Here is a 21644-nt window from a genome sequence, read left to right on the forward strand (position 1 = left end):
AAATAGGCGGCCACGGCGAGCTCGCGCCCGTTCAGGGTCGCGTCCCCGATCCCGGTCACGCCGTCCTCGGTGGTGATCCGCAGGGTCACGAAGTTCCGGGAGGGGCTGGTGACGAACACTTCAGCGGCAATGATTTTCACAACAGGTCCTTTTCTGCTCTTACAGGGGGTGTCTTAGTTGCCCGGCGCCAGCGGCCCGGCGCCGGCCGGAACGGTGGGGGCACCGCCGGCGGTGCCGGCCGGCCGAACGCCGGCCGAAGAACTGTCGCCGCCGGTGCGGCGGGCCTGGATCTCGGCGAGGATCCGGGCGTGCATGGCATCGGTAAGCGTGTACTTGGCCATGACGAGCACGGCCAGGATGGTCATGACGGCCGGCAGGGCGCCTGCGGCGATCTGGATGCCGAAGACGGCGTCGGGCGTCTGGACGGCGCCGGACTTGTAGCCGCCCAGGGCCAGGGCGTAGGCGGCGAGCGCACCGCCGACGGCCTGTCCGGTCTTGCGGGTGAAGGAGAACAACGCGTAGGTGATGCCCTCGGTCCGGACTCCGGTCTTCCATTCGCCGTACTCCACGGTGTCGGCCTCGAGGGCCCACACGACGATGTTGACCGCCAGCACGCCCACGAGGCTGATGATCAGGCCGGTGAATCCGATCCAGACCTGGCTTGCCGGGGTGAAGAAGACGATGGCGCCGCCAATGACCGTGAGCAGCGAGGAGAAGATGTAGACGCGCTTTTTGCCAAGGTTCCGGACCAGCTTCGGCATGAACCCGGCCAGCACGAAGGTGAGGACGAGCTGGGTGATGGACAGTACGGGGTACAGGTCCAGCCGGCCCAGGACATCGCGGAGGTAGTACAGCTGGACCGAGGTGAGGGCCAGGTAGCCGGTCAGGAAGAAGAAGGAGCTCACGCACAGCATCAGCAGCGGCCTGTTGCCCTTGAGGGTGTCCATGCTCTGCTTGAACGTGACGTTGGGGACGGCGCGGTGGACCCGCTCCTTGGCGGTCAGGACGGTGAAGAGGTACAGGGCCGCGCCGATGACGACGAAGACAAGGGTGATGGTGGTGAACGTTGCCTGCAGGTTGGCGCCCGGCTTGATCAAAGGGGCCACGAAGATGCCAAGGGCGGAGCCGACCAGCATTCCGCCGATCATCCGGGCGGAGCCGAGCTTGGCGCGTTCCGCGGGGTCCTGGGTCATGGCGCCGGCGAGGGAGCCGTAGGGGATGTTGACCAGGCTGTAGGCCAGGCCCAGGGCTGCGTACGTGACGTAGGCGTAGAGCAGGGTGCCGGATTCGCCGAGCTCAGGGATGGAGAAGGTGGCCACGCTCAGCAGCAGCAACGGGATGGAACCGAACATGATGAACGGACGGAACTTGCCGAACCGCTTGCTGTAGGTCCGGTCCACCACGCGGCCGGCGAAGACGTCGGCGAAGGCGTCGAAGATCCGCACCACCAGCAGCAGGGTGCCGGCGGCCGCGGCGGAGATTCCGGCCACATCCGTGTAGTACACGAGCAGGAACATGGTGGCGGTGGTGAAGGCGAGGTTGTTTGCGGCGTCGCCGGCGCCATAGCCGACGATGCTGAGCTTGTTCAGCTTTTTCATGATTGGGCTCCTTTACCCGTTGCCGGACCTGGGTCCGGCGAAAAATGTGCGGTGAGGCCTACGCCTTGGAGGTGCTGTTCTTGGTGCCGGCCAGTGCCGTCCACCGTTGGCGCAGGGCATAGGCGGCGGGTTTGGGCCGCCTGTCCCGGGTGAAGACGCCCTTCTTGTTGCCGTCCACGCGCATGATGCCGTTGGAGGTCTGGAAGTCCGCGAAGTTCCAGACCTGTTCACCGACCATGGCGTCGACCCGGTCGAAGACCCGGTGGTACATGGCCAGGAACGCTGCCTGGTATTCCTCGCTCCAGGGCTGTTCATAGATGGAGTGGAAGCCGGGCATGGTGTCCGGTCCGTACTCGGTCATGATCATGGGCTTGCCGTACTTGGTTTCCCACTCGCGCAGCTCCTTCTCGAGGTGCTGCTCGGCGGTTTCGAGGTCGCCGTTATCGACGTACCAGCCGTAGTAGCGGTTGAGCATGATCACGTCGAACAGGTCCCCGAGCAGTTCCTTGTCCGGGGTGTCGAACAGGACGTTGACGTAGCCGACGGGCCGGGTGGGGTCCAGGCTGCGGGTCAGCTCCGCGAGGGGTGCGAAGTACTCGCGGGCACCCTCCTCGGAACCGTTGGGTTCGTTGGCGATCGACCAGATCACGACGGAGGGGTGGTTCTTGTCGCGGGCGACGAGTTCGGTAATCGCCTGCCGGTGGTTGGCGGCGGTGTTGGCGTCCACTCCGCCCTCGACGTAGGTCTTCTTGGCGATGCCGCCGAAGACGGCGCCGAAGCCCAGGTGCAGCCCGACGGCGGCGGTTTCGTCGATCACGACGATCCCGTGCCGGTCCGCGAACTCCATGACTTCCTCGGCGTAGGGGTAGTGCGAGGTCCGGAACGAGTTGGCGCCCACCCAGTCCAGGAGCTGGAAGTCGTTGACCATCTGGGCGTTGCTGTGGCCCTTGCCGATGGCCACGTGGTCCTCGTGCATGCCGAAGCCGGTGAAGTAGAACGGTTCGCCGTTGATGAGGAATTCCTTGCCGCTGACTTCCACGGTGCGGACGCCGACCGGCAGGGTGTAGCTGTCCAGCAGCCGGCCGCCGTCGCGGATCTGCGCGGTGAGGCTGTACAGGTAGGCCGCGCCGGGCTTCCAGAGCACGACGTCGGCGACCGCCAGGGTGCCGCGGGCGCCGTCGGCGCGGGCGACCTCGACGCCGTCGGCGTCGCGGAGGGAAACTGTGACCGTTTCGCTGCCGGTTCCGCCGGCGGTGGCAATCGTGTAGTCGACGCTGCCGGCGGTTCCTTCGAAGCCGGTGACGACGGTGATGTCATCGACCGTGACCGCGGGGGTGCTGAAGAGCCAGAGGCTGCGGTGCAGGCCGGCGTAGTTGTAGAAATCGTGGAGGTAGCTCTGCTGCCGGCGGCCGTCCCCGGTGACGGTGATGGTCCCGGGCGGGATGGTGGCCTGCGTGAGCTCGTTGTTGACCGAGACCGTCAGGCGGAAGGCCTGTCCGGGTGTCACATGGTCCGTGATGTCTGCGCTGAACGGCATGTAGCCGCCGGTGTGCTGTGCCACCAGGGTGTCGTCCACCCACACCATGCCTTCGTGGGTGGCGGAGTCGAGGCGGACGTGGATGCGCTCCCCTGCCCAGCCGCGCGGGACGCGGACGTCGCGCTGGTACCAGACGTAGCCCACGTGGTCCCGGACAGCCTTGTCGGGGAAGACGTCGTTGTAGCTGGCCGGGACGCCCATTTCCAGTCCGGTTTCCAGGGGCGCCTTGAACCATTCGTCCCGGTGGCCGGAGCGGTCATGGTCGACCTTGAAGCGGTACAGGCCGTCGAGGTTGACGATCTCGCGGGTTTCGCTGGCCTGGGGCTTGAGCATTGGGGAGGTCCTATCGCGTCTTTGCGGGCAGTGCCGGGGAGGGTTTTTAGGGTCCGGCCGCGGGGCCGGTTTGTGCTCTTGCTGTAATCCTAATCACTTGGCAATCAAATGGCAAGCGGTTGCCATAGATTTATTGAAAGTACATCGAAACGCTGCTGCCCGGCTCCCGATGATCCGGGACCGGGCAGCGCTGCTCGCACGCAGGGCGTTACGGGGAGACAGCCTGCTCCCCGAACGTTCCGCGCAAGCTTTCAATGAGTTCCACAACGGAACGGTCACCGGCCAGGGCCGGATCCACCAGGGCCAACAGCGCACGGGTCCGCTCGGCGCCCGCGAGCCGGTTGGCTGCGGCTGCCTCCTCGGCCAGCGGATCCTGGAGCGCGGCCGAGGCGGCGCTGTAGTCCATCCAGGCGGCAATCATGAGCGCGGCCGCCGCGCCGGGCCTGCCCGCGGCACGCTCGGCCCGCAGCACCGGAACGGCGCGCATCCGCAGCTTCGTGCTGCCGTCCATGGCGATCTGTGCGAGGTGGTGGGCAATCCGGGCGTTGCCGAATCGCTCCAGCAGGGCGGCGCGGTAGGCCGGGATCTGCAGCTCGGCGGCATGTCCCGCCGGCCCGGACAGATTTGCCTCCGCCTCGTCCCAAAAGCTTTCAATGGCCCGCAGGCACAGCGGGTCTGCCAGGGCCTCGGCCACGGTGGTGTGGCCGCGCAGCTGGCCGGCGTAGGCCAGCAGGGAGTGCGCGCCGTTCAGGAGCCAGAGTTTGCGGTTTTCGTACGGTTCGATCTCGGCGACGAACACGGCTCCGGCGTCTTCCCAGCGCGGCCGCCCGGCGGGGAACTCCCCGCTGAGCACCCAGTTGGAGAAGGGCTCGGCCACCACGGGCGAATTGTCGCGGTAGCCGCACGCGGCCTGGACGGCGGCGATGTCCGCGGCCGTGGTGCGGGGAGTGATGCGGTCAACCGAGGTGCTGACGAAGCTGACGTTGGCGTCGATCCATCCGGCCAGGTCCGCGTCCCACGCCCCGGCCATGCCTGCCACGGCATTGTGCGCGACGGTGCCGTTGTTGGAAAGGTTGTCGCAGCAGACGACGGCGAGTGGTCCCGCCCCGGCAGCCCGGCGGGCGGCGAGGGCCAGCACCAGCCGGCCCAGCGGCGTCGCCGGGTTGGCGCTGCCGGACGCCAGCAGCGCAAGGTCGGCGGCGACGTCGGGCGCGGCGCGGTCAAGCTGCCCGTCGGCGCGGAGCCGGTAGGCCGCCTCGGTGATGGTCAGGGTGATCACCGCGGTGGCCGGCGCGGCAACCAGCTCCGCCAGGCGCTGGACATCCGCCCCGTCCACGGCTTCGACGATGCTGCTGACAACGGTGAAGGTGTCGCCGCCGTCGGCCCGGTTCACGATCGTGTAGAGCCCGTCCTGTTCGGCCAGCGCCAGGGCGGCGTCGGGGCGGCGTCCGGTAAAGGCCGCAATGCCCCAGTCCGCTGCGTCGGACGCCTGGTGGGTGTACCAGCCCTGGTGCGAGCGGTGGAAGGCGCCCAGCCCCAGATGGACGATCCGCGCAGGCGCCGTCGCACCGGGGTGCAGGCGGCGGCTCAGTTGGGGAAGTTCCACGGCGGCCTCGACCTCGGATTCCTGTGCGGATGTCAGTTCGGCGCTCACAGTTTGAACACCCGTCGGGGTGAGCCGTCCACGACGTCGACGATCAGTTCATGGGCGCGGTCCTCGCTGACGCGGTGCTCCGCGACCAGCCTGGCCAGGAAGGAGGCCTCGATCCGGCGGGAGGCATCGTGGCGCGCGGGGATGGAGCAGAAGGCGCGGGTGTCGTCGATGAAGCCGGACGAGCGGGAGAATCCTGCGGTTTCGGTCACGGCCGAGCGGAAGCGCAGCATGGCGTCGGGCGCGTCCAGGAACCACCATGGCGCACCGAGGTAGACCGACGGGTAGAAACCCGCGAGCGGCGCGAGTTCGCGGGAGAACACGGTCTCATCGAGGGTGAAGAGCACCAGGTGGAAGTCCTTGGCGGTGCCGAAGTCCTGCAGCAGCGGACGGATCGCCTCGGTGTAGTTGACGGCGAACGGGATGTCGTGGCCGGTGTCGGCGCCGAAGGCGTTGAAGGTGGGTTCGTGGTGGTTGCGGTAGGACCCCGGGTGGATGGTCATGACCAGGCCGTCCTCCACGGACATCCGTGCCATCTGGTACATCATGTGGGCCTCGAAGTCGTCGCGGTCGGCCGCCGTGGCCTGGCCCGAGCGGGCGCGGTCGAACAGCCTGGCCGCGTCGCCGGCGTCGAGCTTGAGCGTTGCCGGGGTCCGGACGCCGTGGTCGGCCGAGACTGCGCCGTGGTCCACGAAGTAGCGGCGCCGGTTTTCCAGGGCGGTGAGGTAGCCGGCATAGCCGGTGGCACCGTCGCCCGCTGCCGCAATAAGCCGGTCAACATTCGCACTCCACGTGGGGTGCGCGATGTTGAGGTAGGCATCGGGGCGGAAGGTGGGCAGGACGCGGCCGTGGAAGGTGGGGTCCTCGGCGATCGCCGCGTGGCTGGCGAGGCTGTCCAGGGGGTCGTCGGTGGTGGCCAGCACCTCGATGTTGAAGTCCTTGAAGAGCTGGCGGGGACGGAAGCCGGGCTCCAGCAGCTTGGCGGAGATCGCGTCGTAGCTGGCGTCGGCGGTTTCGGCGCTGATCTCCTGCCGGAGGCCGAAGACGCTGCTGAACTGGGTGCGGAGCCAGTAGCCGGAGGCCGTGCCTTCGAAGAGCGGCCAGGCCTTGCAGAACTCGCGCCAGACCGTGCGGGAGTCCGGTTCCGCCGCGGCCGAGCCCCGGAGCCGGTCCAGCGGGACGCCGCTGGCGTGGATCAGCCGGGTGACGTAGTGGTCCGGGCTGACCAGCAGCGCTGCCGGGTCCGGGAAGGGGCTGTTGTGCTCGATGACGGCGGCGTCAACGTGCCCGTGCGGGGAAATGATGGGGAGGTCCTGGACGCGCTGGAGAAGGTCGCGCGCAATGCTGCGCGTTCCGGGATCCGCGGGCAGAAGCCGGTCTGGGTTGGCGGCAATCGACTGTGACATAGATCAATGGTCCGGCTTGCCTCCGGCATTTGTCAACCGGTTGCCAATAATTGCCATCAAGTTGCGGATGGCCTCACAGGTGTGGCTGGCCCGCGGGCAGCAGCCGCCCGCTCGAGCCGCGCAGCACCAGCTCCGTCTCGACGCGCAGCGTGGCGGCCGGTTCCCCCGCACCATGCAGCAGATCAAGGAGCAGCGTCGCGGCGCCGGAGCCGCACTCCCCCAACGGCGAGCGCACGGTGGTGAGCGGTGGCGTGGTGAAATCCGCGCCGAAGATGTCGTCGAAACCCACGATGCTGATCTGGTCCGGGACCACCATGCCGGCGGCCTGGAGTTCCTGCATGAGCCCGATGGCCAGGAGGTCGTTGTAGGTCAGCACCGCCGTGGCGCCGCTTGCCCGGACGTCGCGCGCCACCTGGCGGCCGCCGTCGACCGTGGGTTTGGTGGATTCCAGCCGCACGGCTTCGAGCCGGGACCACTCGCAGGCCGCCTGCACGCCTTCCCAGCGGCGCGCGGACATCCAGGACTGCGGCGGCCCGGCAACAAAGGCAACCTTGTGGTGCCCGTTGGCGGCCAGGCTGCGGACTGCCTCGCTGATGCCCTTGTTGACGTCGGGAACCACGCACGGCACGCCGTCGACCTCGCGGTTGATGACCACCACCGGCTTGTCCCGGGCGATGGCGCGGATGTCGTCGTCGTCCATGCGGGGGCTGGCCAGGATGAGGCCGTCCACGGTGGCCATCATCCGGCGTGCTGCCGTCAGTTCGGTGACGCCGGACTCGGCCGACTCGGCCAGCACCAGGGTGTAGTCCCGCAGCGTGGCGGTCGTTTCCGCCCCGCGGATGATGTCGAAAAACGTGGGGTTGGTGATGTCCGCGACGATCAGGCCGAAGGTGTTGGTGCGGCCGGTGGGCAGCGCGCGGGCGAACGGATTGACCTGGTAGTTCAGCTCGGCGGCCGCGTCCTCGATGAGTTTCTGCGTCTTGGCGCTGACCCGGCCGGGCTTGCTCAGCGCCCGTGAGACGGTCGAAGGATTGACGCCGGCAACCTTGGCAATGTCGTAGATGGTGGCGTGGGACTTTCCGGACCGGGAGTGCTTCTTGGCCGGGTCTGTTGTTGCGGCAGCGTCCGGCGTCTTGGGTTCAGTCACCGCCCCATCCTAACGAGGAAACAACCCAACCAGCCCCCAGCAGGGGCCGTTTTGAGTGCTCAAAACGGCCCCTGCTGCGGCTGGGCGGGGCGGGCTAGGAGCGCTCGGCGAACTTGCCCTCGTCCGCGATGCGCTTGTTCAGCTCGGCGAGGAACTCGTCCTCGTCGAAGTCCAGCGCCACTTCCGTGCCGGTCCAGCTCGAGAGGTGGATGGCGTTGGCCAGCCGGACACCCTTGATGCCGTCCGATCCCGGGGCCAGCAGCGGCGTGCCGTCCAGGATGTTGGCGGCGAAGTTCGCCAGGACGCCGGAGTGCTGCGCGCCCCAGGCGGACTCGAACTCGATGACCTCGGTGGTGTAGTACTCGCCGGGATTCAGCTCGCCCATGAAGAGTTTGCGGACATCGTCCATGCCCATGCCGTCGCTGAGTTCACGCTCGGGCTTCTTCAGGCGGGTCACGGTGGCGGTTTTGCTGTTCTCCACCACGATCTTGCCCTGGTCGCCCAGGATCTCGAAGCGGTCGGTTCCCACGAGGTCGTGCGTCGCGGTGACGAAGACGCCCGTGGCGCCGTTGCCGTAGTCCACCACGGCAGTGACTTCGTCCTCCACGGCGATGTCGCGGCGGAAGCCGTAGGCCACCTTGGCGTAGACGGACTTCGGCACGCCGCAGATCCACTGCCACAGGTCCAGCTGGTGCGGGGCCTGGTTGACCAGAACGCCGCCGCCCTCGCCGCCCCACGTGGCGCGCCATTCGCTGGAATTGTAATAGCCCTGCGGTCGCCACCAGTTGGTGATGATCCAGTTGGTGCGGCGGATGCCGCCGATCTCGCCGCCGTCGACGATCTCTTTCAGCTTCTGGTACAGCGGGTTGTTGCGCTGGTTGAACATGATGGCGAAGGACAGTTCGGGCTTGCCCGCGGCAAATTCGTTGAGCTCCCTGACCTGCTTGGTGTAGACGCCGGCCGGCTTCTCCACGAGGGCGTGGATGTTGCGCTTGAGGGTCTCGATCCCCATTTCCGGGTGCAGGAAGTGCGGCACGCACGTCACGACCGCATCGACGTCGCCGCTTTCCAGCATCGTGATGTAGTCGTCGTAGAAGGGCGCGTCGGGGTATCTGGCGGTCGCCAGTTCCTTTTTCGCGGGGTCGGTGTCGCAGATGGCGCCGATCACCATGTTCGGGACCAGGCCGTCGGTGATGAACTGGGCGTAGGCGCCGCCCTGCTGGCCCAGGCCGATGATGCCCAGGCGTACTTGCTTGCTCATGTGGTGGTTCTCCGTAGTCAGTGGGGGTGGGTTAGAAAAGGTCGGCGTGGCCGAGCGCCACCAGGTTGTCGTGGGAGGTCTGCAGCGCGTCCCAGACGGTGCGCCCGTAGAGTTCGTCCTGCTCCACGAGCAGGTACCGGGCGCCGGCGGCCTGGGCGGCCGGAACAATGGATGCGAAGTCCAGGTTGCCTTCGCCCACTTCAGCGAACTGGACCACATTCTTGAACTCGGTCATGAAGCCCATGATGTCCCCGGAATCCAGGAGCCCGAACGAGGACTCCGGCAGTTCTCCGATCCGGTAGTCCTTCAGGTGGACCATGGCCGTGCGGCCGGCGTACTTCTGCAGCGTCCGGACCGGGTCCAGGCCGCCGCGCTGCACCCAGTGCACATCGATTTCCATGCCCATGGCCGGGGAGTTCTCGGCAATGATGTCCAGCATGAATTTGCCGTCGAACTTCGCGAACTCGATGTGGTGGTTGTGGTAATACAGGCTCAGGCCCTGTTCCTGCAGGCGCTCCGCGTACTCGTTGGCCTGCTTGGCGAAATCAACGACTGCCGCGATTGACTTCATGGCCGGGAACGGCAGCATGCCGATCCGCAGGAGGCTGGAGTCCAGGCGTTTGGCGTCCGCCACGATCTTGTCGAAGTGCTCCGCCAGGGAGTCCCCGGGACGGCCTTTGGGGGTCTCCATCGCGACTGACAGTGCCGCGATGTCCATGCCCAGTTCGCTCCGGGCGCGGCCCAGCTCGGCGACGTTCTCCGGGGTCATCGGGATCTGGGAGATCTCGACGGCGTTGTATCCGATCGCGCTCACCTTGCGGAGCGTCTTGAACGCCCCCACTTCGGCGAAGCTGTCTTTCAGCATCATCGCTTGTACGCCAATTTTGGCCACTGTATTCCTCCGTGGTGTTACGGACCCGCAAGGGCCCTCGTTGCCGGTTAGGTGCTGCCGCCAGGGCGCCGGCCGTTCTGTCTGACGGCGCGGGTGGCCTCAGGCGAGGGCGCCCGCTTGTTCGTGCTGCATGCGCTGCGTCTCGAGCAGGCGGTGCCGGTCCGCGCGGCGCTGTTCCTGCCGGTCCGGGTCCGGGACCGGGGAGGCGAGCAGCAGCCGCTGGGTGTAGGGGTGGTCGGGGTCGGTGGTGACGACGCCGGCCGGGCCTTGTTCGACGATCTCCCCGTGGTACATCACGGCGACGCGGTGGCTGATGTGCCGGACGACGTCGAGGTCGTGGGAGACGAAGAGGTAGGACACACCGGTGTCCTTCTGGATCTGCAGGAACAGGTCCAGCACCCGGGCCTGGGTGGAGAGGTCCAGGGCACTGACCGGCTCATCGCAGACGATCAGCTTGGGCGAGAGGGCCAGGGCGCGGGCGATCGCCACGCGCTGGCGCTGTCCGCCGCTGAATTCGCGCGGCAGCCGGTTGATGGCGTCGGCGGGCAGACCCACCTGGTCCAGCAGTTCCCTCACACGCTTTTTGGCCGCCGCGGCGTCCATGCCCTGCACGCCCAGTGGTTCGGCGAGGATGTCGCCGATCTCCAGGGCGGGGTTCAGCGAGGTGTAGGGATCCTGGAACACCACCTGCAGGTCACGGCTCAGGACCCGCCGGTCCTTGCGGGTGGCGCGGCTGATGTCCTTGCCGTCGAAGCTGATCTTCCCGCCGGTCACCGGGGCCAGCCCCAGGATGGCGCGGCCCAGGGTGGTCTTGCCGGAACCGGACTCCCCCACCAGGCCGAGGGTTTCGCCGCGGCCGATGGTGATGTTGATGTCCGTCAGGGCGCGGAAGGGCTTGGCCCGGAACTTCTTGCTGGGGTACTCGACGATCAGTTGGTCTACCGCGAGCAGCGGAGCGCTGTCGGTGGGGCTCATGCGACTGGCTCCTTCTGGCCGGTGGAAACGAGCATGGACATGGGTTCCTTGCCCTCAAGCATCGATGCCAGGAGCGTTTGCGTGTAAGGCTCCTGCGGATTGCGCAGGATGTCGCGGACGGATCCTTCCTCCACGAGCCGGCCGTTCTGCATGACGGCCACACGGTCGCAGAGGTCCGCCACCACACCGAAGTTGTGGGTCACCAGGATGACGCCGATGTTCAGGCGTTGCTGGAGCTCGCGCAGCAGGTCCAGCACGTCCGCCTGCACCGTGACATCCAGGGCCGTGGTGGGCTCATCGGCAATAACCAGGTCCGGTTCGCAGCTGATGGCGCCGGCGATCAGGACGCGCTGGGCCATGCCGCCGGAGACTTCGTGCGGGTAGGCGTTGAAGGTCCGTTCCGGGTTGGCGATTCCGACGTCGGTGAGCAGCTTCAGGGCCCGCCTCCTGGCCTCGGCCTTGGAGATGCCGAGGACGCGGACCATGGGCGTCACGAGCTGGTAGCCGATGGTGAAGGCCGGGTCCAGGTTGCTCATGGGCTCCTGCGGGATGTAGGAAATCCGCCTGCCGCGCAGTTTGGACAGGCGCTCCTGGCTGACGCGTTCCTCGCCCGGGGCAACGGTGTAGTTGCCATCGAACTGGATGGAGCCGGCCACGATGCGGGCATTGTCCGGCAGCAGCCCCAGGATGGAGAAGGCGGTCTGGGACTTGCCCGAACCGGATTCGCCCACGATGCCCAGGATCTCGCCGCGGTCCACGTGGAAGGAGACGTCGTCGACGACCTTCTTGATGGAGCCGTCTGCCTGCGGATAGCCGACGCCGAGATTGGTCACCTTGACCAGGTGGTGTTCGGTTCCGGGGTCGACGGCGGCCACTGACTTCCGCGACGGGCGCGCGGCGGCGGGCGCCGCCGTCGTGCGTTTGCTGATGCCGTTTCCCCTTGGCTTCTTGCGATGCGTGATCTTTTCGCCGTCTTCAAGGGCATCGCGGATGGCGTTGCCCAGCAGGACCAGGCCGCCGATGGTCAGCGCCATGGCCAGTGCCGGCCAGAAGAGCAGCGTGGGAGTGAGGTAGACGTTCTTGAAGCCCTCCGAGAGCATCACGCCCCAGGTGGCCTTGGTGGGGTCGCCCAGGCCGAGGAATTCCAGACCGGACTGAATGGCGATGGCCACGCCGGCGATCGCCGCGGTCTGGATGATGATGGGGGCGCGGACCACGGAGAAGATGTGGCGGGCGATGATGCTGAGGTCGGACAGCCCGGAGACCCGTGCGGCGTCGACATAGAGCTCGTTGCGCACCGACTGGACGGCCGTGCGGGTCAGCCGGAAGTAGGACGGGCTGATCAGGATGCCGAAGGCGATCATGGACATCCAGACCGAAGGGCCGAAGGCCGCCCGGATGGTCAGCAGCACGATCAGCCCGGGGAGGCTCATGAGGATGCCGACCACCCAGTTGGAGACTGCCTCGAATTTGCCGGCGTAGTACCCGGCGACCAGGCCGGACGGCAGGCCGATGGCAATGGCCACGCCCGCGCAGAGCAGGGCGGAAAGCAGCGTCAGCTGCGCGCCGTACAGGAGCCGGCTCCAGACATCGCGCCCGGCGCTGTCCGTTCCGAGGATGTTTACGGAGTCCGGGGCGGCGAGGGTCTTGGCGATGTTGGCGTAGTTCTGCTCGAAGGGCGCCAGGACCGGGGCGAGTACCGCCAGGAGCGAGATCGCCAGCAGGATGGTCATGGCAACGATGCCCAGCGGGTTCCTGAACAGGCGCCGGATGACGGTGGACCGGACCACGGTGCCGCTCTGGCCGGGGTGAATCGGAATGGCGGCGGATGCCGCGGTTGCGGCGGCTTCTTCGGAAGAATTGTTCATGACACACGTACTTTCGGGTTGAGCCAGCCATTGAGGATGTCCACCAGCAGGTTCACCACAATGACGACGACCACCGTGTACATCACGACGCCCATCACCACCGGAAGATCCGACTGGCCGGTGGCGGCGACCGCCATCGGACCCATGCCGGGAAGGGCGAAGATCTGCTCGATGATCACCACGCCGCCCAGCATGCCGATCAGCTGCAGGCTCAGCACCGTCAGGCCGGCCGGCGCGGCGCTGCGCAGGACGTGCTTGAACAGGATTTCCCGCTCGCCGATCCCGCGGCTGCGCAGGGTGCGGACATAGTCCCGCTCGAGTTGTTTGATGACGGCGCTGCGGATCTGCTGCGCGCCCCCGGTGACGCCGTTGATCAGCAGGGCTATCACCGGAAGCGACATGGAATAGACCCACGCGTCGGCCCCGGAATCCGGGGAAATGGTGCTGGTGGCCGGGAACAGGCCCAGCTGGATGGCCAGGATGGTGACCAGGATGACGCCGATCACGAACCCCGGAACGGAGTCGCCGATGATGGCGCCAACCTGGACCACCCTGTCCACCCAGCCGCGCTTGACCGCGGCGAAGACACCGATGAGTGCGGCACAAATTGCGATCAGGATCATTGCGGCGAAAACCATGGTCATGGTCACCGGAATCCGGGTGGCCAGGGAGTTGGCCACCGGTTCCGAGGAGAACCAGGAGGCGCCCAGGTTTCCGCTGAGGGCATCGGCCACCCAGGCAAAGTAGCGGGTCAGCAGGGGCTGGTCCAGCCCCAGCTCGTGTTCTTTCATCGCCACCTGCTCAGCGGTGGCCTGATCGCCCAGGATGTTCCTGGCGATGCTCCCGCTGGACATATAGAGCAGGAAGAAGGTGAGCGCCGAGACAACAAGCAGCACCACCAGCCCGCTGCCCAGTCGTTTCGCAATGAACCTGATCATGGTGTCCTACTTGGCGGGTGAGTAGTTGTAAATGGACGGAACGGCCTGCTGGATCTGGGGTGTGACGTCGACCTTGGCGTTGTGGTAGTACATCTGGTTGACGCGGAACAGCGGCGCGAACCAGGCCTGCTCCACCACGTACTTGTTCACTTCCTGGGCCAGCTTGCCCGCGTCAGCCCCGCCGTTGCGCACGGCGTCAATCTTGGCGTCGAGCTCCGGCGACGCGTTCTTGAACGGGTTGTAGAGCGCCTTGGTGGAGATGATCTGGTTGATGGCAACTGTCGGCTGGCCTTGGAAGAGGGAGAAGTACATGGTGGTGTACTTCTGTCCAGCCACATCGGAGGTGAAGGTGTTGGTGAGCGCGGCGCCAATCTTCAGGGTGATACCGACGTCTGCCAGCTGCTGCTGGACCACGGAAATCTGAGTCTGGAAGTCGGGGATGCTGGGGACTTCCAGGGTCACGCCGTTTTCATAGCCGGCTTCCTTGAGGAGCTGCTTGGCCTTGGCCGGATCGTAGCTGTAGTAGTTCTCCAGTTCTTCGGTCCAGGCGCCGCTGGCCTTGCCGAACGGCTGGGACGTCGGGGTGCCCTGGCCCAACAGGACCTGGTCGAGGATGGTCTTGCGGTCAAAGGCGTAGTTGATGGCCTGGCGGACCTTGACGTTCTGCAGTGCGGGGTTCTTGGCACCGTCACGGTCCAGGAGGAGCAGCCCCTGCCAGTCCACCTCGTTGGCGGCCAGCTTCATCTTGGCGCCTTCGGCCTGCTTGCCGTTCTTGGGGTCCAGGAGTGTGGCGTCCACCTGGCCGGAGACCAGGGCGTTGGTGCGGGCGGTGGGGTCGGTCAGGATCTTGAAGGTCAGCTTGGAGTACTTCTGCAGATCCTTGTTCCAGTAGTCCTTCCGGGCGGTGAACACGGTCTGGGAGTCCTTGACCGACGCGGCCTTGTCCATCACGTAGGGCCCGGAGCCCACCGGCTCGGTCTTGATGCCCTCGGTGCCGAGCGCCTTGGGGCTGCCCATCAGGCCGGCCGCCTGGCTGAGGAAGTACTCGAGGGCCGGGTCCGGGGTGCTGAGGTTGATGTCGATGGTATCGGCGTCCACAACGGCCACGTCCTTGACGGCATTGAGCTGGGCCATCTGCGGACCATTGGCCGTCTTGAAGTGGTCCATGTTGGCCTTGGCAGCCTCGGCGTCGAACTTTGCTCCGTCGCTGAAGGTGACGTCCGAGCGCAGGTCCACCGTCAGTTTGGTGTTTGCTGCGTTGTACTTCCAGGCCGTCGCCAGCATGGGGCTGAGCTTTCCGTCCGGCTCGCGCAGGATCAGGGTGTCGTAGACGGCCTGGTACGGCTGGAGGATATGGCCCACATGGGCCTGGGCCGGATCCCAGGACCGGACATCCTGGATGGTGCCGAGCGTGAGGGACGTGGCTGTGGTGCCTGCGCCGCCTGCTGCGGCGCCGCCGCCACAGGCGGTGAGCGCGAGGGATGCGCTGAGGATGAGGGCAGCAGCTGCTGCCTTGGGACCGAACTTCATTGTTGGCTCCTTTGGATCGCTTCTCGAGGTCCGCTGCACGGACGTTGATGGCGGCAATGTGGCTTGGGCCACACCGCTGCTTGTGGGTTCAGCGTACGTTGGGTTGCCACATCTGGCAACCGGTTGTCATTATTTTTTGAATTATTGCGAATCCGGGCGTGGCCAAGCACTACGACGGCACCGGACGGAGACGCAGCGCGGCGCGCCTGAGGGGCGCACGTACTGGGCAAGCACGACGTTCGCAGCGGAGTGCACAAGCAGCGCAACGGAAGTCCGCGCATGGCCGCGCACGGTCGCGGCGGCGGCTTCGGTCAGGACACTTTTTCCTCAGAGCCGGGGTAGGACTGGCGGTAGAGGTCCTTCACGATCCGCAGCGACTTAGCCCCTTCGGCGGCGTCAATCCAGAACGGGCCCGGTTGCGCCAGCCCGGCATAGAAATCTGCGATCAGCAGGGCATGCGAAACGCCCCAGTAGGACCGGCCGCCCGATCCCTTGGCGCGTTCACGCAACACCTCGCTGCGCCCGTCGTCGTAAGTGACTGTCAGGTCCCGGCGCAGGCTCAATGTTGCCCGCTCGGTGCTGATGTCCAGCGTGACCGGTGCGTTGACGGCGTTGGCCAGGGTGGCGTAGAAGACGGAGCGGGCCCCGCTGCTGTGCAGTGCGGCGAACTCCGCCGTGTCCTCCACCTCGATGGTTTCTGCCAGCACATGGGTCGAGGCGCTGCCGGCGAGCGCGACGACGTCGCCCACCAGCCATTGCAGCAGGTCAACGGTGTGGATGGCCTGGTTCATCATCAGCCCGCCGCCGCCCTCGGCCCAGCTTCCGCGCCAGGGCCGGCTGAGGTAGTAATCGGCATTGCGGTGCCACATGACCGTGGCCGAGGCCCCCCGCACCTGGCCCAGCTCGCCGGAGTCCAGCAGCCGGCGCATTTCCTGCACCGGGGCGTTGTAGCGGTTCTGGAAACACAGGGCAATTTTCGCCGTGCTGTCGGCAGCCGCGGCCAGCAGCCTTTCGCCCTCGGCCAGGGTGTGCGCCAGGGGCTTTTCCAGCACCACGTGGACCCCGCGGCGCAGGCATTCGATCGCGATCGCCGCGTGTTCGTGATGCGGGGTGGTGATGTGCACGACGTCGGGAGCTGCCACCTCCAGCATGTCGCGGTAGTCCGCGAAGCCGGGGACGCCGTGGGCCTCCTGCGCCGCCGCCCGGCGTGCCGGATCCGGGTCACAGACGGCCACCAATTCGGCGTCGTCCATCCCTGCAAGTGCTTCAAAGTGAACGACCGACACGTCGCCGCAGCCGATGATTGCCGCCTTTGGCATCCGGAGTTCCCTCTTTCCCTAGTGGTGGTGCATGCCTGCTAAAGAAGGCCGATTACACGAGTTCGATCTGGTTTTTCGCGGCCAGCGCGGCAAAGGCGCGGGCCGCGGTGCCGAAGGCCGCCGGGCCCGAGAAGCCGCCGAGTTCGTGGGCGCTGGCCAGGTGGGGTTCCAGCGAGGCGAAGCCGGCGTAACCATCCGCCTTGAGGGCGGCGATGGTGGCGTCGAGCTCGCCGTCGCCCTCACCGGAGGGGACCACTTCCCCGGTGGTGGCGAGCGCGTCCTTGACCTGGAAGTACTCGAGGTAGGGGCGCAACATGGCGTAGCCCTCGGTGTAGGGCTTGACGCCCACCTGGACGAAGTTGGCGTTGTCCCACGCGATGCGGAGCGCGGGCGAGTTCACGGATTCCATGATGTCCAGCACGCGCTGCGGGGTATCGCCATAGATGCCCTTTTCGTTTTCGTGCAGGAGCACGACGCCGGATTCCGCGGCGAGCGCCGCCAGCGCGCCCATACGGGCCAGGACGTCCTCGCGGATGTCTTCCGCGCTGCGCCCTTCGGCCCGGAAGAAGGAGAAAATGCGGACGTATTGTGTATCCAGCCCCCTGGCCACTGAGATGATCTGCCGGAGCCGTGCCAGCTCGTGCTCCACCGGCAGGCTCACGTCCACCTTCCCGATGGGGCTGGCCACGGCCGAGACCTTGAGGCCCTTTTCATCCAGGATTTCCTTGAGCCGGGCAACCTGCGCGGGCTGCATCTCGGAGACGTTGGTGCCCCAGGCGCTGCGGACCTCGATGTGGCTTGCGCCCAGCGCCAGGAGCACGGCGGCCTGAACTGCCGGGTCCGGATCTATTTCGTCGCCGAAGCCTGACAGCGACCAGACTGCGGGTGGTGTTTTGCTCACGCGGATCTCCTGGGTTTCGCGGCCGCCGCGGGCAGCTTCCGGCTCCGGCGCGGTGACGCAGTTCACAAACGATGTGGGCCCCAGTCTAGCCATCACCGCACTCAAATGACAACCGGTTGCCAAATTCTGACAATCTGTGGCATGCTTTGCTGACCGGCCCTGTGGCGGCAATCACAGCCCGGCCACCACGTTCAGAGAGGAGCGCCGTGGCGACGACGCAACCAGCAGCAGTGGACCGCCCGGCCACCATCCATGACATCGCCGCGCTCTGTGGCGTGGCGGCCTCCACGGTTTCCCGTGCCCTCTCCACGCCGGACCGGGTCAACATCAGGACACGGCAGCGGATCGAGGCGGCCGCGGCCCGGCTGCACTACACACCCAACAGCCAGGCGAAGGCGCTGAGTTCCGGGCGCACGGGCGCGGTGGGAGTCCTGGTTCCGGATATCACCAACCCGTTCTACTTCGACCTCATCAGGGGAACTCAGCTCCAGCTCAAGGCGGCCGGGTACACCCAGTTGCTGGTGGACACGGAAGAATCCGACGAGGTGGAGGCCAGCACCGTGGAGCAGCTGCGCAAGAGCGCCGACGGCATCATCGTTGCCGCATCCCGGCTCAGCGACGAAGCTCTGCTGAACGCGGCGGCGAAGATGCCCATGGTCGCGATCAACCGTGACGTGCCCGGCGTTCCCGCGGTCCTGATCGACACCCCATCCGGCACCAGCCAGGCGCTGGACCACCTGATCTCGCTGGGGCACACCCGGGTGGCCTATGTGGCCGGCCCGACGACGTCGCAGTCCAGCGAACGGCGGTGGACCGCGCTGTCCGTGGCAGCCGAGGAACGCGGCGTGGAGGTGCGCCGGCTCGGTCCGTTCGCCCCCAAGACACAGTCCGGCGCGGCAGCCGCGGACGCCGCCGTCCACAGCGGGGTCACCGCCTGCCTCGCGTTCAACGACCTCATCGCCATCGGCATGCTCCAGCGCCTTCGCGAACGCGGCATCCGCGTCCCGCAGGACATGAGCATTGTGGGCTGCGACGACATCTTTGGCGCCGACTTCTGCAATCCGCCGCTGTCCACCATGGCCTCCCCGATCGAGCAGGCCGGCCGCGTGGCGGTGTCCATGCTGCTGGCCCAGCTGAACCCGCTCGCCGGCGGTGGCACCCGAAGCCGGTCCGTGATGCCCACCCATCTCACGGTCCGCGGCTCCACCGGTCCGGTGCGGCAGGCTCAATAGGCCCGGCGTCCGGGCCGGTGCCCAGTCAGGACCGGGCAGGCGTCGGCCGGCGGTGCGGTTTTCGCAGCGGTTCCGGACAGGGGCGCCGAATTCGGACCGGCGCACCTGGGATCTAAGTCGCAACGGTCCGAAACCGTAGCCGCCGTCCGGAACCGAAGCCATTTCGACGCCGGATCCGCCCGTCAGCCGCCGGTCCGGACGCAATAGTTGAGCGTTGTTGACACCGCTGACTAGGCTGTGAGGCATGCGTGAACTCCAGGCGAAGATCATCGAGGAAATGGGCGTGCAGCCCCGGATCGACCCTGCCGGGGAGGTGCGCAAACGCGTGACGTTCCTGAAGGAATACTTGGCGGCCACCCACACCAAGGGCTTCGTCCTGGGCATCTCGGGCGGCCTGGACTCCTCCCTGGCCGGGCGGCTGGCCCAGCTGGCGGTCGAGGAACTCGAGGCCGAGGGCACCGAGGCGAACTTCGTGGCCGTGCGGCTGCCCTACGGCGTCCAGCATGACGAGGACGACGCGCAGGCGGCCCTGGACTTCGTGCGAGCCAAGACCGAATGGACATTCAACATCTCGGCGGCAGTAGATGGCTTCGAGGACGAGTTCGAGAAGACCGTGGGCGCGGAGATCTCCGATTTCCACAAGGGCAACACCAAGGCCCGGACCCGGATGATTGCCCAGTACGCCCTGGCCGGCGAGCACAACTACCTGGTGATCGGCACGGATCACGGCGCCGAGTCCGTCACGGGGTTCTTCACCAAGTTCGGCGACGGCGGCGCGGACATCCTGCCGCTGTTCGGCCTTAACAAGCGCCAGAACCGCGCCCTGCTGGCGGAACTCGGCGCACCGGCCCGGATCTGGGAAAAGGTTCCGACGGCGGATCTGCTGGACGGCAAGCCGGGCCGCACCGACGAGGACGAACTCGGCCTGGGCTACGACCTGATCGATGACTACCTCGAGGGCCGTGACGTACCCGATGCCGCTGCCGAACGGATCGAGGCGATGTACCTGCGGACCCGCCACAAGCGCACGGTCCCGGTGACGATTTTCGACACCTGGTGGAAATAGCCTGAGCCGAGAGCCCCGGGCCGGGCTGCAGGCTCGCCCCGCGGGGGTCCAATCACGGGATCAGCACGAGTTTGCCCCGGACATGGCCTGCGCGGCTGATGACCAATGCCCGGGCCGCATCGGTGAGGGGAATCCGCTCCTGGATGCTGAAGCGGAGCTTTCCCCCGGCCGACAGCCGGGCCGCCTCCGCTACCCGTCCGTCCAGCAGCCTGACCGGTGCAATTCCGGCGGCGTTGGCCTCCTTTCCAGGCACTGTGGTCACCGCGGGGCCGTGGCCGCCGAGCAAATGGACCGTCGCCGTCGTCGTCTCCTCCCCGCCAAAGGTGTCCACGACGGCGGTGATGGTGCCCAGTGCGCGGACGCGTTCGACGAGCCCTTCGCCATAGGCCACAGGCACGGCGCCGAGGCCGCGCAAGTAGTCGTGGTTCTGCTCTGAAGCGGTGCCGATGGTACGGGCGCCGAGGTGCCGTGCTATCTGGACCGCCGCCGAGCCGACCCCGCCCGCTGCGCCCTGGATGAGGACCGTGTCCCCCATGCCAATGCCAAGCTGAACCAGCGCCGAATACGCTGTGCCGCCAGCTATCGCGACGCATGCCGCCTGCTCAAAATCGATGCCCGCGGGCTTTGGCGTCAGCTGGTCGACCGGAAAATTGGCCACGGCACGGTAGGCCCCGGAAATGCCATTCCAGATGACGTCGTCACCCACCTCATAGCCGGTCACGCCGGGGCCAACGGCGGTCACGATTCCTGCCGCCTCACAGCCGGGAACTGCAGGGAAGTCCAGGGCAAGGTACGGCTCCAGGTAGCCGGCGACGACTTTCCAGTCCACCGGGTTGACGCCGACGGCGCGGATTCCCACCTGGACCTCGTTCTCCCCCGGAACCGGCGGTTTCTCCTCGCCAACGGTGACGACGTCCGGGCTGCCATAGTGATCGAAAGAGATCTTGGTGTCTTTCATGAGGCTTTGCTCCTTCGGCTCGACGCGCTGCGGCCTGTGCTGCCAGCTTCTGGCACAAGCGGCGGCTGCGCAAGGGTCGCCCGGCAAGTTGAATTGTCCGAGGCAGCCTGAGCCGAACCGGGGCCGTGACGAGGGTCAGGCGCCTGGCGAGCGGGTCAGCAGCGTGGAGATCCGGTGCGCTTCTTCCAGGAGCAGCCGCCCCAGCTGCGGACGCCGGTCCTCCCGGAAGCGCGGTTCGATGCCGGTCAGGGACAGCGCCCAGGCGGGGCGGCCCCGCTGGTCGAAGACCGCCGCACCCATCCCCCAGCTGCCTTCCAGGACCAGGCCAGGATTGACCGAATAGCCGGCCTGCCGCGTCGCTTCCAGGTTCGCCCTGACCAGTGCTGCGGTATGCGCGGCCGCAAAGCTGCCGGCATGGGCTGCCCAGTTGGCGAGCAGTTCTTCCTGCTCTTGTGCCGGCAGGAAGGCCATGATGGCGGTGCCGGCCGAGGCGACGCCCAGCGGGAACCGCACCCCCTCGTGCAGCACGAAGGAACGGACCGGGAAGCTGCCTTCTTCCCGGAGCAGGCACACGGTCTCGTTGCCGCGGCGGATGGAGAAGAACGCGCTTTCGCCGGTCTCTTCGGCCAGGCGGCGCAGGCTCGGCCTCGCGAGATCCTCCAGGGGGAAGCGCGCCGAGGCCACGGACCCCAGCAACAGGATCTCGGGGCCCAGGACCCAGTTGCCGCTGCCCGGGTCCTGGTCCAGCAGCCCCTCGGCCGCGAGCGAGCTCAGCAGCCGGTGCACGGTGGGCCGCGTCAGGCCGGATTCGCGCACGAGCTCCACCAGGGGGCAGCCCTCCGGCTTCCGGCCGACCAGGCGCAGCAGGCCGGCTGCCCGGCTGACCACCTGGGCGCCCTGGACGGGGGTTGTATTCATTGCTTGCCTCACGTCGGCCCGGAACTGAATGATGCTGTCACCCACGTTGCTTTTACCCAATTTTGCCATCAGCTATCCACATAATGGATAGTCCCAAGGGTAGCGTCCACACTG

Annotated in this window: 17 protein-coding genes and 1 pseudogene; 2 read left to right on the top strand and 16 right to left on the bottom strand. The window is 67.0% G+C overall.

From position 1 onward, the window contains the following. The 14 genes and pseudogenes from AC1DBX_RS14145 to AC1DBX_RS14210 form a co-directional block, all read right to left on the bottom strand. A pseudogene (locus AC1DBX_RS14145) lies at nucleotides 1-140 on the bottom strand (bifunctional D-altronate/D-mannonate dehydratase); the annotation flags it as partial. Between the two features lie 33 nt (nucleotides 141-173). Next, nucleotides 174-1598 carry a glucuronide transporter gene (uidB, locus tag AC1DBX_RS14150; protein ID WP_476932020.1) on the bottom strand — a complete coding sequence of 475 codons (1425 nt, stop codon included), beginning with the start codon at nucleotides 1596-1598 and terminating at the stop codon, nucleotides 174-176. A 58-nt stretch (nucleotides 1599-1656) separates the two neighbouring features. Then, entirely contained in the window at nucleotides 1657-3468 is a 1812-nt protein-coding gene (gene uidA, locus AC1DBX_RS14155; RefSeq protein ID WP_476932021.1) for a beta-glucuronidase, read from the bottom strand. A 208-nt stretch (nucleotides 3469-3676) separates the two neighbouring features. Beyond that, complete coding sequence (locus tag AC1DBX_RS14160; protein ID WP_476932022.1) at nucleotides 3677-5122, bottom strand: mannitol dehydrogenase family protein; 1446 nt, start codon at nucleotides 5120-5122, stop codon at nucleotides 3677-3679. After that, a complete protein-coding gene (uxaC, locus tag AC1DBX_RS14165; protein WP_476932023.1) occupies nucleotides 5119-6525 on the bottom strand; it encodes a glucuronate isomerase in 1407 nt (468 codons plus the stop codon). Before uxaC ends, AC1DBX_RS14160 begins: the two co-directional genes overlap by 4 nt. Nucleotides 6526-6598: 73 nt before the next feature. Next, the gene (locus tag AC1DBX_RS14170; protein ID WP_223914553.1) at nucleotides 6599-7672 is read right to left on the bottom strand and encodes a LacI family DNA-binding transcriptional regulator; all 1074 of its coding nucleotides are present in this window, start codon (nucleotides 7670-7672) and stop codon (nucleotides 6599-6601) included. A 94-nt stretch (nucleotides 7673-7766) separates the two neighbouring features. Continuing rightward, nucleotides 7767-8933 (bottom strand): Gfo/Idh/MocA family protein, encoded by a 1167-nt coding sequence (locus tag AC1DBX_RS14175; protein WP_476932024.1) that lies wholly within the window; start codon nucleotides 8931-8933, stop codon nucleotides 7767-7769. Between the two features lie 31 nt (nucleotides 8934-8964). After that, nucleotides 8965-9801: a sugar phosphate isomerase/epimerase family protein gene (locus AC1DBX_RS14180; RefSeq protein WP_476932025.1), complete on the bottom strand. Its 837-nt coding sequence runs from the start codon at nucleotides 9799-9801 to the stop codon at nucleotides 8965-8967. Nucleotides 9802-9924: 123 nt separating this feature from the next. Further along, entirely contained in the window at nucleotides 9925-10800 is an 876-nt protein-coding gene (locus AC1DBX_RS14185) for an ATP-binding cassette domain-containing protein (RefSeq protein ID WP_476859415.1), read from the bottom strand. Next, nucleotides 10797-12668 (bottom strand): dipeptide/oligopeptide/nickel ABC transporter permease/ATP-binding protein, encoded by a 1872-nt coding sequence (locus AC1DBX_RS14190; protein ID WP_476872360.1) that lies wholly within the window; start codon nucleotides 12666-12668, stop codon nucleotides 10797-10799. Before AC1DBX_RS14190 ends, AC1DBX_RS14185 begins: the two co-directional genes overlap by 4 nt. Then, nucleotides 12665-13606, bottom strand: coding sequence for an ABC transporter permease (locus AC1DBX_RS14195; protein WP_476851820.1), 942 nt, complete (start codon nucleotides 13604-13606; stop codon nucleotides 12665-12667). The genes AC1DBX_RS14190 and AC1DBX_RS14195 overlap by 4 nt, the downstream gene beginning before the upstream one ends. A gap of 6 nt (nucleotides 13607-13612) precedes the next feature. Next, complete coding sequence (locus AC1DBX_RS14200) at nucleotides 13613-15136, bottom strand: ABC transporter substrate-binding protein (protein WP_230008163.1); 1524 nt, start codon at nucleotides 15134-15136, stop codon at nucleotides 13613-13615. A gap of 311 nt (nucleotides 15137-15447) precedes the next feature. Beyond that, nucleotides 15448-16455, bottom strand: a complete 1008-nt coding sequence (locus AC1DBX_RS14205) for a Gfo/Idh/MocA family protein (RefSeq protein ID WP_476932026.1) — start codon at nucleotides 16453-16455, stop codon at nucleotides 15448-15450. 52 nt (nucleotides 16456-16507) lie between these two features. After that, entirely contained in the window at nucleotides 16508-17356 is an 849-nt protein-coding gene (locus AC1DBX_RS14210; protein ID WP_476932027.1) for a sugar phosphate isomerase/epimerase family protein, read from the bottom strand. Nucleotides 17357-17562: 206 nt separating this feature from the next. Between AC1DBX_RS14210 and AC1DBX_RS14215 the strand changes: the two genes are divergently transcribed. Beyond that, the gene (locus tag AC1DBX_RS14215; RefSeq protein ID WP_223914562.1) at nucleotides 17563-18588 is read left to right on the top strand and encodes a LacI family DNA-binding transcriptional regulator; all 1026 of its coding nucleotides are present in this window, start codon (nucleotides 17563-17565) and stop codon (nucleotides 18586-18588) included. 244 nt (nucleotides 18589-18832) lie between these two features. After that, entirely contained in the window at nucleotides 18833-19654 is an 822-nt protein-coding gene (gene nadE, locus AC1DBX_RS14220) for an ammonia-dependent NAD(+) synthetase (protein ID WP_476874325.1), read from the top strand. 52 nt (nucleotides 19655-19706) lie between these two features. Here the strand turns inward: nadE and AC1DBX_RS14225 are convergent, their stop codons facing one another. Both AC1DBX_RS14225 and AC1DBX_RS14230 read right to left on the bottom strand, forming a co-directional pair. Beyond that, the gene (locus AC1DBX_RS14225; protein WP_476932028.1) at nucleotides 19707-20612 is read right to left on the bottom strand and encodes an NADP-dependent oxidoreductase; all 906 of its coding nucleotides are present in this window, start codon (nucleotides 20610-20612) and stop codon (nucleotides 19707-19709) included. A 135-nt stretch (nucleotides 20613-20747) separates the two neighbouring features. After that, the gene (locus AC1DBX_RS14230; RefSeq protein WP_476859421.1) at nucleotides 20748-21530 is read right to left on the bottom strand and encodes an IclR family transcriptional regulator; all 783 of its coding nucleotides are present in this window, start codon (nucleotides 21528-21530) and stop codon (nucleotides 20748-20750) included. Nucleotides 21531-21644: the final 114 nt, after the last annotated feature.

This window comes from Arthrobacter sp. 10N44_2, from assembly GCF_056394385.1.

What these genes read in the sequence shown, in the direction of transcription:
- uidB (WP_476932020.1), bottom strand. Translation starts at nt 1,598, where the DNA reads ATGAAAAAGCTGAACAAGCTCAGCATCGTCGGCTATGGCGCCGGCGAC.
- uidA (WP_476932021.1), bottom strand. Translation starts at nt 3,468, where the DNA reads ATGCTCAAGCCCCAGGCCAGCGAAACCCGCGAGATCGTCAACCTCGAC.
- uxaC (WP_476932023.1), bottom strand. Translation starts at nt 6,525, where the DNA reads ATGTCACAGTCGATTGCCGCCAACCCAGACCGGCTTCTGCCCGCGGAT.
- AC1DBX_RS14175 (WP_476932024.1), bottom strand. Translation starts at nt 8,933, where the DNA reads ATGAGCAAGCAAGTACGCCTGGGCATCATCGGCCTGGGCCAGCAGGGC.
- AC1DBX_RS14180 (WP_476932025.1), bottom strand. Translation starts at nt 9,801, where the DNA reads ATGATGCTGAAAGACAGCTTCGCCGAAGTGGGGGCGTTCAAGACGCTC.
- AC1DBX_RS14185 (WP_476859415.1), bottom strand. Translation starts at nt 10,800, where the DNA reads ATGAGCCCCACCGACAGCGCTCCGCTGCTCGCGGTAGACCAACTGATC.
- AC1DBX_RS14190 (WP_476872360.1), bottom strand. Translation starts at nt 12,668, where the DNA reads ATGAACAATTCTTCCGAAGAAGCCGCCGCAACCGCGGCATCCGCCGCC.
- AC1DBX_RS14195 (WP_476851820.1), bottom strand. Translation starts at nt 13,606, where the DNA reads ATGATCAGGTTCATTGCGAAACGACTGGGCAGCGGGCTGGTGGTGCTG.
- AC1DBX_RS14200 (WP_230008163.1), bottom strand. Translation starts at nt 15,136, where the DNA reads ATGAAGTTCGGTCCCAAGGCAGCAGCTGCTGCCCTCATCCTCAGCGCA.
- AC1DBX_RS14205 (WP_476932026.1), bottom strand. Translation starts at nt 16,455, where the DNA reads ATGCCAAAGGCGGCAATCATCGGCTGCGGCGACGTGTCGGTCGTTCAC.
- nadE (WP_476874325.1), top strand. Translation starts at nt 18,833, where the DNA reads ATGCGTGAACTCCAGGCGAAGATCATCGAGGAAATGGGCGTGCAGCCC.
- AC1DBX_RS14225 (WP_476932028.1), bottom strand. Translation starts at nt 20,612, where the DNA reads ATGAAAGACACCAAGATCTCTTTCGATCACTATGGCAGCCCGGACGTC.
- AC1DBX_RS14230 (WP_476859421.1), bottom strand. Translation starts at nt 21,530, where the DNA reads ATGAATACAACCCCCGTCCAGGGCGCCCAGGTGGTCAGCCGGGCAGCC.